The following is a 12,792-nucleotide window of genomic DNA, read 5'->3' as shown; positions in this document are numbered from 1 at the left end:
TTTTATTATTTTACTTATTTTTAAATAATTCAATTTTATATGTAAAAACTGTATTAAACTAAATTTAAATTGTAACTACCAAAATTTTTTATTGCTAAAACTTTTAAATAAGCTTGCTATATTTAATTTTTAAAATTTAAATGTTGTGTTTATATATATAAAAAAAAAAAAAAAAAAAAATGGCAGGAGTAGCAGGATTCGAACCCACAACACACGGGGTTGAAGCCCGTTGTTCTACCGTTGAACTATACTCCTAAGCCATACTATTATATATTATTTTAAAGAATTTTCAATTAATAAAATTACATCTTCTACTGTTTTTACATCATTTATTTTTTTATCATCAATAATGATATTATATTTTTCTTCTGCATCAATAATCATTTCTGCTAAATCAAGTGAATCTATTTTTAAATCACTTATTTTAGTTGACATATTAAATGTTGTATTAGTATATTTTTGCAATTCTTTAAACATAATTTCTTTTACATTACTTTTCATGTTCTAAATTATAAAATAAAAATTAACTTTCATTATATTCTAATAAAAATTTATAACCTTTTTTATAAAGGTTATTTTTTGTTTTAACTTCAACAAAAATATGCAATTCATCAGAGCTTACTTGTTTTCATGAATATTTGATTTCACCATCTGAAATTCTAATTCTTTTTGCTAAATCAGAAATAAAATAATAAACCAAATTTTCATTTAAAAAAATTGTTTTATTTTCTTTTGTTAATAAATTTTGAAAATAATTTTCATCAAATTTAGGAAAAATATTTTTTTCATTTTCTGTTGGCAAATTTGGTTTTTGACTTACATTTAAAATTTTATTTTTTTGAAAAAAATATTTATATCCATAATAAATTCCAATTGTTGCTAATATTGAACCCCCTAAAACTAAAATTAGTTTAATTTTTCATTTAGTCATCTTTAATTTTTTTTGATTTTTCAAGCAAAAATTCAAAAGAATTTATTTCTTTTGTAATTAAAAAATTAATAAGTTTTTCCAATTCAATAGAATAATTGCCTAAAACTTTTTCAAAAGAAATTTCATAAATTTTTAATTTTGGAATATTTTTAACAACAAAAGATTGATTTAATTGTAAGTAACTATTTTTTATAAAATTGATTTTATATTCATCAAAAACTAATGTTATAACTTGTTGCAATTCACCAGAAAAAAGTGATGGTAATTTAATTCCAGATTCTGAACTAATTGATTCAGATAATTCAATTGTGCTATTTGTAGATATTGTATTTATATTTGTGAACAAATTAAAATAAAATAATTCATTATTTTTTGGATCTAAATCATTAAACATAGTTTGATTTTCAATATTTAAGTTAATTGTTTTGTTTAAAAGTTTTGGAATATTAAAAGTGGAGCTTTTTAATACTGGAAATGATTTTTCTTGTTTTTGTTTTGATGATATTTTTTCATGTAATGAATCATAAAACATTTTAATTGTCGCTAAATGTGTTGTATGTTTGAAAATATTTAATTCTTCAACTATGCATTCAATGTTTAAATAATTATCATAACGTTTGAAACTATTTTCATAAATTAAAAAATTAATTTCACTTGGTATTTTAATTAGTTTACTTTTAGCTTGAAAACTAATGTTTTTTTCAATATTAATAAATGAATTAAAATTTAAATTAAATTGTCCAATATCTTCACTTTTATGGTGAAATATTAAAATTATTTGTTTAATTTTTTTAAATTCTAAATCTAAATTGCGAAAATCTAAGTTAAATGATTCTTTTTTTATTTCTATATGATCTAAGATTATTTTTTCATTAATAATTAAACTTAAACTTTTTTGTTTAAGCGTTTTATTTAAAAAATAGTTTGTTTTTAAATTAATATCAAAAAATCCATTTGACAAAATTCGATCAATATTAAATAAACAATAAAATTTTTTAAAAAGACTTTTATTTTTTCATCTGCCTAAAATGTTTATGTTATTTATAATTGTTTTTTGATGATCCAATTTAAATTCATTTACAATTGGATTAAATATCATCTTCTATTAAGAATTTGTACAATTTGATAATTAAATTTTCTCTTTTTTTATAAAATGTTGAACGAGAAAAGTACTGAAGATATCAGTTTGGATTTATATTATCATCAAAAAATGTTTTTTTAAAAAAATCTTGTTCATCTTCGCTTAACAAAATAAATTTACTTTGAAATCACTTTCATAAAAATATTTCTGAAATTTTAAAACTTTTATTTTTTTGCTGTTTGATTTTTTTAATTTCCTTAAAAATTAAAACAAAATGTTTGATTATTAATATTTTTGATTTAAAAATTTTCAATTGATTTGTTTGATTTTCTTTTTCCATTTTTTACCTCTTCACTTAAGTAATAAAAAAATAAAAAATTGTTTATTAAAAAAAAAAAAAAAAAAAAAGACCTTAAGATCTTTTTTAAAATAACTAATATAAATTAATATGCCTTTGCAAATAGAACTCAACGATTAGTTTTGCTTTTACATTTAGAAGCAAAGCAACAATAATCTCCTTTAGGTTTTTCAAAATCTTTTGGAATGCATCTTGCAGTTGCTCCGGTTAATTCTTTAATTTCTTTTTCAGTGTAATCCAAACAACAAAAAGGAGCTATAACAAATTTATTTTGTTCAATATTTTTTTTGAAATCTTCAAAATTTTTAACAACAACAGTATTTTCATCTAAACGTTTTTTTGCTTGAAAATATAAATTATCATGAATTTTTTCAAGAGTAATTTCAACTACATCTTTAAGTTCATTTAAATTTATCAGTTGTTTTTCTAGAGTATCTCTTCTTACTAAGGTAACTTGATTATTTTCTAAATCACGAGGTCCAACTTCAATTCGAATAGGAACTCCTTGAATTTCACTATTTGCTGCTTTATATCCAGGTGTTTTATCTGAACGATCAACTCTAACTCTAAATTTTCGACCCAAATTAATTTCAAGTTGGTCAACTACTTTTTTAATTTTTTTGTTTTTTTCTGCAAAGAGTTCCAAAATATCAATTTGATATGGGGCTACTCTTGGTGGAATAATAATTCCTCTATTATCTCCATGTGTCATAATAATTGCTCCTATAAGACGAGTGGAGATTCCTCAAGAAGTTCCATAAACAAATTCTTTTTCGTTTTTTCGATTTTTAAATTCAATTTTATATGGCTTAGAAAAATTTCTAGCTAAATAATGACTGGTTCCAGCTTGCAATGCTTTACCATCCTTCATCATTGCTTCAATTGTATAAGTTGAACATGCTCCAGCAAATTTTTCATATGGAGTTTTTTTTCCAACAACAGTTGGAATTGCTAAAAAATTTTTTAAAAATTTAGCATATCTATTAATCATAATTCGAGTGAATCTTCTTGCTTCCATTGCAGTTTCATGACATGTATGTCCTTCTTGTCATAAAAATTCACGACTTCTTAAAAATGGATTGGTTGTTTTTTCTCATCTTAAGACATTTGCTCATTGATTATATAAAATGGGTAAATCATTATATGAATTAATTGATTGTTTAAACAAATCAGCAAATAAAACTTCTGAGGTTGGTCGAATATATAAATTTTCGCTTAGCTTTCTATCGCCAACATGTGTCACAGTTGCCAATTCAGGATTAAATCCTTCTAAATGTTCTTTTTCAGTTTTAAATAAACTTTCAGGAATAAGTAAGGGTAAGTAAACATTTTCAATTTTTTTATTTTTTAAAATTTCATTAAAATTTTTTTGAATTAATTCTCAAATTCCATATGAATTTGGCAAATAAATAATACTACCTTTATTACTGCCATATTTAATTAAATTACCGTTTTTTACTACATCAGTGTATCATTTTGAGAAATCTTGTTCAAGTGGTGTTATCTTATCTAATTTATTCATACTTTTTTATTATATATTGTTATTATCTTTTAAAGATTAAAATTTTGTTTTAAAAAAAAAAAAAAAAAAAAAAACACCAAATGGTGATATGGCTGTCCCAGTTAGATTCGAACTAACGCATGTCGGAACCAAAACCCGATGCCTTACCGCTTGGCTATGGGACAAAATGGTGGGGGGAGAGGGATTCGAACCCCCGAATCCTAAGAAAGTGGGTTACAGCCACCCGCATTTGGCCGCTTTGCTATCCCCCCATTTGCATGATAGCTTTAATATTATACATAAAATATTAAAAAATAAAAAAAAGAAAAAGAAAAAAAGAAATTATCAGCATAATTTCTAATTTTATATATTTAATATAATAATTTTTTAGATAAAAATTCTAAATTAGTATATTTTTAGAATTTGTTTTTTTAATAATTAATTTATTTATTTCATTATAAAAAATTAGTCCAAATCCTAAAAATATAGGAACAATTCAAAACAAAGCATTTTTACTATAATATGATACAGGAATATTTCTAAACACATTAGCAAAACCTGGAATAAATGTAGAACTTAGCACACAAATTAATGAAAATAAAGAAGCTCCATAAACTAAATAAAATTTTTTAATTGAACACTTATAAATATTTTGTTTGCTCATTAAATTAATCGAATTAAGAGAAGCTCCAATTCCTAAAGTAATAAAACAAGCACTTGAAGTTAATTTAACAAACTCTTCACCTTGAATTGATTGTTTTTGAGCAATAAAGCCTACAATTAAGTAAGCAAGTAAGGCAAATCCTGAAAGTATACATGATTGCACTAAAAGTTTTCTTCCCATTCCTCTTGCAAAAATACTTTCATTTTTATGAACTGGTTTTTCCTTCATAACATCACCTCCAATTGGACTCATTCCAAGTGCTATTGCTGGAAGTCCATGTGTGAGCAAATTAATTCACAAAAGTTGTGATGCTGAAAGTACAAAAAACTGTTTGTCATCAATTGATGTTTTAAAAATAAAACGAAATACAAAAAGACCAATTAACATAACAATAATTTCACTCATAGATGAAATTAATAAATTTAAAATAACTGTTTTTATTTTTTTATATGTTTCTCTTCCTGACTTAACAGCATTAACTATGGTATTGAAATTATCATCAGTTAATATAACATCTGAAGCTTGTTTAGAAACATCTGTTCCAGTTATACCCATAGCGCACCCAACATCAGCTGCCTTTAATGCTGGTGCATCGTTTACACCATCACCAGTCATAGCAACAACTTTATCATGTGATTGTCAAGCTTTTACAATTCTTAATTTATCAATTGGATTAACCCTTGCATATACTGATATTTTTTTTACATTATTTTTAAGTTGTTCATCATTCATAATTGATAGTTGTTCACCATTTATAGCTAAATCATCATTGTTGTAAATATTTAATTGTTTTGCTATTGCTACTGCTGTAGTTAAATGATCACCAGTAATCATCACAGTTTTAATTCCAGATTTTTGTGCTTGTAAAATACTTTCTTTTACACTAGCACGTGGTGGATCAATCATTGCAATTAATCCTAAAAATGTAAGATCCTTTTCATCATCATATGAAATATGATTTTGATTATTATTGATTGTTTTATAAGCAACTGCAATTACTCGATAAGATTGTTCAGATCAATGTTCATTTAATTTATAAGCTTTTTCAGGAGTCTTAAAACATCTTTGAAAAATAGCATCAGGAGCTCCTTTTGTAATAATTACTTTTGAAGAAATTCCCTGAATTAAAACTGACATTAGTTTCCGATCGCTATCAAAAGGAAGTGATGAAATTCGGTGATATTTTTCTTGAAGTTTTTCTTGTTCTAAAGAATGATCTAAAGCATATTTTAAAATTCCTATTTCAGTTGGATCTCCAACTTCTTTAATATTTTTTTGATTATCTATATATACTTTTGCATCACAACATAAAACAAAAGAAGATAAAGCTTTTGATTTTGAGGGGATATTTTCAGGGTACTCAAAATCTCAAAAATCAACTACCTTCATTTTATTTTCAGTTAATGTTCCTGTTTTATCTGAACAAATAATTTGAGTTGATCCTAAAGATTCAATTGATGTAAATGATTTGATGATAGCTTTCTGTTTAGTCATATGAGCTACTCCAATTGCAAGTAAAACAGTAGTAAATGTAATCAAACCTTCAGGGATAGCTGCCACAGCAAGAGAAATACCAATCACTAATGCTGAAGAATAAATTTCAGGTTCTGATCATAATCCAAAAAAACCATTTAACAAAATTTGAATTAATGTGGTAAACAAAAATAAAATAACTCCAGAAATACCAAAAATCCTACTTAGTTTATTTAATTTTAATTGCAGTGGTGTTAATGGTGGTTTTTGTTCACTAATTAAATTATTAATCTTACCAACTTCAGTTTTATTACCAATTGCAACAACTAAAGCAATTGCTCTTCCGTTGGTAACATAAGTTCCTGAAAATATCTTATTTATTTGATCACCTAAAGGATATTTTTCAAAATTTTCTTCTGAAAAGTGTTTATCAACTGGAAGTGATTCTCCAGTTAAAATTGATTCAACAACTTTAAATGAATTAGATTCAATAATTTTTGCATCAGCACAAATATAATCGCCAGATTCAACAACAATCAAGTCTCCAATAGTAATTTCAGATGCAGGTATAACAATCAGTTTATCATTTCTAATAACTTTTGAACTAAGTTGATTATTTTTTTCTAATGCTTTAACTGCTTGATTGCTCTTAAATTCTTGGTATGTACCTAAAAGACTATTTAGAAATACAACAATTAAAATAATCAAAGGTTCAATATATTGAATAATTATTTCAGCAAAATTTTGTTTGCCCTTAACATGCTCATAAATAGCTACTGCAAATGATATAGTAGCAGCAACTAAAAGCAAAATAATCATAAAGTCTTTAAATTGATGAAAAAAAGACTTTACAAAGCTAAATTCTTTATATGTTTTTATTTCATTTAGACCAAATTTCTTCTTACGAATTTCAACTTCTTCAGATGATAATCCGGTTTTTAAATTAGTTTTTAGTAAATTTTTATCATTCATAGTTTTCCTTGTAATAAAATTAAATTTATTATATCAAATTCGTTTTAATGAAATTTAAGTTTATATAGATATTAAACAAACACAACTTTAAATTTTATTTGTTTAATTGTAAATAAATTCAAATTGTGTTTTTAGTAAAGTTAATAATAGAAAGGCAAATTTGCTGAAACTTATTTATTTAAACAAATCCAATTGTAAAAATTATACATAAAACAATTCTTTTTAAAAATGTAAAATTCTATTTTCTTTTTTTAATTGTTTCAAAATATTACTAAAAATTTTTTTAAAGTATCTTTAAATAGTGTGGCTGGTTAAATAAATGCAGTTTTAATTAATTGTTAAACTTTGTTTTATACATAAGTGACAATTTCATTTGATAGTTTGTCACTATCATTTATTTTTAACTTAAAATTTTCAAACAATTTTTTTAAATATAAATTTTTAATTTTTTCAATTGCTAATTAAATAATCATTTTCTTTAATTAAACTTGCATATTCATTATTTTTATCTTTGTTTGAAGTATTTTTATAAATTCAATCTGATAAATCTCTTTATTTCTTTAGTTAATTAAAGCAATCAGTTTGAATTTTAGAAATTTTATATTTAAAATGCATGCTTAAAAATAAAATAAAAATTCTCATATTATCTATGCCTAACAAAGTTCTAGTCCATATTAAATTCCTAATTATTTTTTTAATCACAAAAAATCTCTTCAAAATTAATTAATAGTATTTAAAATCATTTTGTAGTAATTAGATGTTTCAATAAAAGTCTAAATTAAAAAAACTAAATTTAGACAATAATAGATTTTAAAACATATTATTATGCTGATTTTGAAAATATCTCTAAATTATAAATAAAATTTAAACAAAAAAACCAGACATTTAAAGTCTAGTTTTTAGAAAATTTTTAAATACTATTTTTATAATTTTATGTTGTAAAATGCTTTTGTTCCTTCGAAAATAGCTGATTGTTCAAGTTCTTCTTCAATTGCAAGTAAACGATTATATTTAGCAATCCTATCGGTTCTAGACATTGATCCTGTTTTGATTTGACCTGCATTCATAGCTACAGCAATATCTGCAATAGTTGTATCTTCAGTTTCACCTGAACGATGGGAAACAACTGCTGTCATATTTGCTTTTTGTGCCATTTGAATTGCTTCAAATGTTTCAGTTAATGTCCCAATTTGATTTACTTTAATTAAAATTGAGTTCATTGCTTTTTCTTTAATTGCACGCTTTAAAATAGAAGTGTTAGTAACAGTTAAATCATCTCCTACAATTTGAAGTTTTGTCCCATATTTTTGAGTAAACTTAGCAAATCCTTCTCAATCGCTTTCTGCTAAACCATCTTCAATTGAAATAATTGGATATTTATTAACTAACATACCTAAATAATCGATCATTTCATCAGTTGTATAAGTTAATTTAACTTCATTTAAATGCTCAAATCCTGGTTGTTTTAACTCAATTGCTTTCTTTAATTTTTCAAAAGTATAAACACCATCTTTATAAAGTTCACTTGAAGCACAATCCATAGCAATAGCAACTGCTTTTCCCCCACTTCTTGCAGGTTCATAACCAGATACTCTAATAGCTTCAACTAAAAAATCTAAAGCTTCTTCATGTGATTTAAAATTTGGTGCAAACCCACCTTCATCTCCAACTTGTACTCCATGCCCTGCTTTTTTAAGCAGCTTTGCTAAATTGTGAAAAACAAAATTTGCCATTTGCATTGATTCTCTGAAACTTTTTGCTCCAACTGGCATAATCATAAATTCCTGAAAATCAATAGTATTTGAAGCGTGTTCTCCTCCATTGATAACATTAAGCATAGGAACTGGTAGTTGGTGTGCATTGAAACCACCAAGATATTTATACAAAGGAAGTTGTAATTCATTTGCAGCAGCATGAGCTACTGCAAGTGAAACACCTAAAATAGCATTTGCACCCATTTTTTCTTTATTTATTGTGCCATCTAAAGCAATCATTTTTAAATCAATTCCTCTTTGATCGGTCACTTCCATTCCAATTAATTCAGGAGCCAAATCTTTATTAACATGATTTACAGCTAACATAACTCCTTTTCCACCAAATCAATTTTTCTCAAATCTTGAACCCTTATCTCTAAGTTCTAAAGCTTCTCTTGAACCAGTTGAAGCTCCTGAAGGAACCATTGCTGATCCATATCCATCATATTCAGTTCATACTTCAACTTGAACTGTAGGATTTCCGCGTGAATCTAAAACTTCACGAGCATGAATTTTTTTAATTGCTGACATTTTTTCTCCTGTTTTTTTGTCTAATAATTTAACATTTTAATTTAGTTATCTTTAATTTTAATAAAATTTTTATTTTATTTAAAAGTTTTTTCAATAAAAACATTAACAAAATATTAATTAAATTTTTGATAAAATAAATTTACTATGGAAACTACAATGTATAAATCTTTACTTCAAATCAAAGAAAAACACGATCAACTTGAAACATCTTTACTAAATCCTGAAATTGTTTCAGATATTAAAAAATATACCCAAATTTCAAAAGAAATTAATAATATTAAAGAAATTGTTACAACTTTTAATGAATATTTAGATGCTGAAATTAATTTACAAACTGCCAAAGAAATGCTAAGTGAAAAAGATTCTGAACTAATTTCACTAGCAAAAATTGAAATTAGTGAAGCAGAAAATAAAATGAATTTGCTATCAAGTAAATTAAAAATTTTAATTTTGCCTAAAGACGAAAATGATACTCGTGATGTTATTGTTGAAATTAGAGGAGCAGCTGGTGGAGATGAAGCGAATATTTTTGCAGGTAATTTGTATCGAATGTATTCAAAATATTGTTCTAACAATAACATGAAAGTAATCACCTTGAATTCTTCACCATCTGAATCAGGAGGTTTTACTTTAATAACTTTTGCTGTTAAAGGTGATAAGCCATATTCAAAATTAAAATTTGAATCAGGAGTTCATCGTGTGCAAAGAGTTCCCGTGACAGAAACCAAAGGAAGAGTTCACACTTCAACAGCAACTGTAACTGTAATGCCTGAAATTGATGATGATATTGAAATTGAAATAAAAAATGAAGAGCTAAGAATTGATGTGTTTCGTTCATCAGGAAATGGTGGTCAATCAGTTAACACTACTGACTCTGCAGTACGAATTACTCACCTACCTACAAATATTGTGGTTTCATGTCAGGAAGGAAAAAGTCAAATTCAAAATCGCGAAATTGCTATGAGAATTTTAAAATCTAAATTGTATGATTTAGAATTAAAGAAAAAACAAGAAGAAGAATCAATGTATAGAAAATTAGCAGGATCAGGGGCAAGAAGCGAAAAAATTCGTACATATAATTACCCTCAAGATAGAGTAACAGATCATCGAATTGGTTATTCAACTTCTCTTTCTTCTATTATGGAAGGAAAACTAAATTCAATAATTGATGCATTACTTGCAGAAGAACAAAACGAAAAAATTAAAGAGGCCGGGCTTTAATAATGCCAACAAAAGAAGATTTACTTCTTGAAAAAAGACGTTATCATTTACCTCAGAAAATATCAATTAATGAATTAAAATTACTAAAACAAGGCATGCCAGTTCAAAAAATTATTGGATATGTTGATTTAGCCAATGTAAGAATTGATGTAAATTATAATGTGTTAATTCCTCGTTATGAAACTGAGGAATTAATTTTTTTAGTTAATACTTACCTAAGTAAAAATCAAAAAAGTTTTAAACTTTTAGACTTATGTTGTGGGAGTGGAATTATTGCCATTGCACTTAAAAAAATGAACTTAAATCTTGATGTGACCGCTTCAGATATTGATTTAGAAGCAATTAAAGCAACAACTTATAACGCTAAACTAAATAATATAAACATTAAGATTAAGCAATCAGATTTATTTAAAAATATTAATTCAAAATTTGACATAATTGTTTCAAATCCTCCTTATTTAGGTAAAAATGAAATTTTAAGTGATTCTATTTTAAAGTTTGAACCTCACCATGCATTATTTGCAAATAATAATGGATTTGAATTTTATGAAAAAATTTTACTTCAAGCAAGCAATTATTTAACTGAGAATGGAGTGATTTTTTTTGAGATTAATCCATTACATATAGAAAAGTGAAAAAAATTACAAAAAAAAATTAATATCCAAATTATTAAAGATATTAATTCAAAAGATCGTTTTGCAGTTGTTAAATTTTTAAGTAAAGCAAAATCTTTGTAATTTTGTTTGTATTTTTTATGTTAGATTTTTTTATTTTTTGGTTAATTTCAATTTTGATTTTAAGAAGTGCTAAAAAAACTGATTATTTCTTTTTTATCTAAAAGATCAATGTATTCCCCATCATCACTAATAAAATTAGCGCTTTCTAAAGAATAATCAAATCCATAATCAGAGTCTTTAATTGGCAATGAAATAGTAATACTTGCATTATTTTCAGATATCTTTGAACTAGGAAGAGATTCAATATCGACGATACCTGTTTCTAAAATATTTTCATTTTCATTTTCATTGATATATTCAACAATAATAAAACCTTTTAATAATTTTTGAGTTAACTTATCAAAAAATAATTTAATTTCATTGCTTTTTGAACTATTTTCTTTATAATCATTTGCTTCTATTTTTTTTAAATTAATTGGATCTTCTTTAGTAATAAATGCCCTTTGCTCTTCAGGGATATCATTTAACTTGATTGAACTATAATTCTCTCTATTAAATATTGATTTTGTCAAAATTATCTCCTCAATAATAAATAGTGTATCTTCATAAGGGATTTTTATTTCAAATTCAACATTTGCAATTTTGTTTTCTACTTTTCATATTTTAGGTATAAATTCAGAATTTCCATTTTCTGAAAATAAATTATCTGTTTTAACTTGTTTTATTTTTAACTTAATTGGAGTATTTGTCTTATCAATATTTTCTATATTTTGAAATGAATTATCTAATGTACCTAACTGAAAAGTTATTTTTATTGGGTTAGGATATGTAGCAGAAGTATCAAAATTAAAATAAGAATTTGTTTGATCGTTAAAAAGAACAGATGTAATTCCTGGTTCTGTTTCAAAGATAATATTATCTTCAACTATATTATCAAGATTTTTATATGAATTTATAATTTCATCATCAGATGCTTTAGCATTTCCAATAGCTCATTTAATTGATTCTAAGACATAAGTTTTATTGCTTATTAAATTATTTTTATTAAAATTAAATTTGATTCCTTTTTCTATAACTTCAAAAGAGGTAGATTGAATTTTGTGTAGCGCATTTTCTTTTGAAATTAATGTTGCATGAATATCTATTTTTTCTTTAATGACACTTAATTTTTTCATGTCAATATCTAATTCTAAAGTAAATATCGCTTCATTTAAATTTGTATTAATAATATTTTTGTTATTTTGATCTTTTTTAGCTTTTAATTCTATTTTTAAATTAAAATTTTCATCTTTATTGTGTTCATCTGAAATTGGTGAATTATGAAATGTTTGTACCCCAGAATTGGTTGAAACTATTTTGTTTTGCTCATTATTGGTAGAATTTATAGTTTTCTTTTCTGTAACAGCAGTAGTAGTAGTAGTAGTAGTAGTAGTAGTAGGAGGAGGAGGAGTAATAGTTGAATGATCATCTTTTTTATTAATTAATTTAATTTTATTTTTCTCATTATTAAAAAGAGGTTTAGTTTTTTGTTTTGTTTTTTCTTTATTTAAACTTGTATCATTATTTGTATTTTTATCAGTTTTTTTTGACTTATCTAAATTATTATTATTATTAGAAAAAGAAGAAGAA

General features: G+C 24.6%; 10 protein-coding genes and 3 tRNA genes. 2 read left to right on the top strand and 11 right to left on the bottom strand.

Annotated elements, in window-relative coordinates; all coding sequences use genetic code 4:
* Window positions 1–180 precede the first annotated feature (180 nt).
* The 10 genes from U744_RS0103570 to eno all read right to left on the bottom strand — a co-directional run bounded on the left by U744_RS0103570 (window position 181) and on the right by eno (window position 9,265).
* Window positions 181–255 (bottom strand) — tRNA-Trp (locus U744_RS0103570).
* A gap of 18 nt (window positions 256–273) precedes the next feature.
* Window positions 274–501 carry a phosphopantetheine-binding protein gene (locus tag U744_RS0103565; RefSeq protein WP_025755690.1) on the bottom strand — a complete coding sequence of 76 codons (228 nt, stop codon included), beginning with the start codon at window positions 499–501 and terminating at the stop codon, window positions 274–276.
* A 22-nt stretch (window positions 502–523) separates the two neighbouring features.
* On the bottom strand, window positions 524–931 hold the full coding sequence (locus tag U744_RS0103560; RefSeq protein ID WP_156921646.1) for an MHO_1590 family protein: 408 nt from the start codon (window positions 929–931) through the stop codon (window positions 524–526).
* Complete coding sequence (locus tag U744_RS0103555) at window positions 924–2,030, bottom strand: MHO_1580 family protein (protein ID WP_025755688.1); 1,107 nt, start codon at window positions 2,028–2,030, stop codon at window positions 924–926. The genes U744_RS0103560 and U744_RS0103555 overlap by 8 nt, the downstream gene beginning before the upstream one ends.
* Window positions 2,020–2,352: a hypothetical protein gene (locus tag U744_RS0103550; RefSeq protein WP_025755687.1), complete on the bottom strand. Its 333-nt coding sequence runs from the start codon at window positions 2,350–2,352 to the stop codon at window positions 2,020–2,022. The genes U744_RS0103555 and U744_RS0103550 overlap by 11 nt, the downstream gene beginning before the upstream one ends.
* Window positions 2,353–2,455: 103 nt before the next feature.
* Window positions 2,456–3,892 (bottom strand): proline--tRNA ligase, encoded by a 1,437-nt coding sequence (gene proS, locus U744_RS0103545; protein ID WP_025755686.1) that lies wholly within the window; start codon window positions 3,890–3,892, stop codon window positions 2,456–2,458.
* A gap of 89 nt (window positions 3,893–3,981) precedes the next feature.
* Window positions 3,982–4,056 (bottom strand) — tRNA-Gln (locus U744_RS0103540).
* Window positions 4,057–4,059: 3 nt separating this feature from the next.
* A tRNA-Tyr gene (locus U744_RS0103535) sits at window positions 4,060–4,143 on the bottom strand.
* A 128-nt stretch (window positions 4,144–4,271) separates the two neighbouring features.
* Window positions 4,272–6,980, bottom strand: a complete 2,709-nt coding sequence (locus tag U744_RS0103530; protein ID WP_051449506.1) for a cation-translocating P-type ATPase — start codon at window positions 6,978–6,980, stop codon at window positions 4,272–4,274.
* Window positions 6,981–7,903: 923 nt separating this feature from the next.
* A complete protein-coding gene (eno, locus tag U744_RS0103525; protein ID WP_025755684.1) occupies window positions 7,904–9,265 on the bottom strand; it encodes a phosphopyruvate hydratase in 1,362 nt (453 codons plus the stop codon).
* Window positions 9,266–9,409: 144 nt separating this feature from the next.
* On the opposite strand from eno, the gene prfA reads away from it, so the two are divergent.
* Both prfA and prmC read left to right on the top strand, forming a co-directional pair.
* The gene (gene prfA, locus U744_RS0103520; RefSeq protein ID WP_025755683.1) at window positions 9,410–10,486 is read left to right on the top strand and encodes a peptide chain release factor 1; all 1,077 of its coding nucleotides are present in this window, start codon (window positions 9,410–9,412) and stop codon (window positions 10,484–10,486) included.
* Window positions 10,487–10,488: 2 nt separating this feature from the next.
* Window positions 10,489–11,223 carry a peptide chain release factor N(5)-glutamine methyltransferase gene (gene prmC / locus U744_RS0103515; protein WP_025755682.1) on the top strand — a complete coding sequence of 245 codons (735 nt, stop codon included), beginning with the start codon at window positions 10,489–10,491 and terminating at the stop codon, window positions 11,221–11,223.
* A 59-nt stretch (window positions 11,224–11,282) separates the two neighbouring features.
* On the opposite strand, the gene U744_RS04705 is transcribed toward prmC, so the two are convergent.
* A partial coding sequence (locus U744_RS04705) for a hypothetical protein (protein WP_036432049.1) occupies window positions 11,283–12,792 on the bottom strand: 1,510 nt, incomplete at its 5' end.

The organism is Mycoplasmopsis cricetuli ATCC 35279 (assembly GCF_000526955.1).
Taxonomy (GTDB): Bacteria; Bacillota_I; Bacilli_A; order Mycoplasmatales; family Metamycoplasmataceae; genus Mycoplasmopsis; species Mycoplasmopsis cricetuli.
Note: the sequence above shows the minus strand (reverse complement) of the source record. Positions and strands in the feature narration are given on the sequence as shown.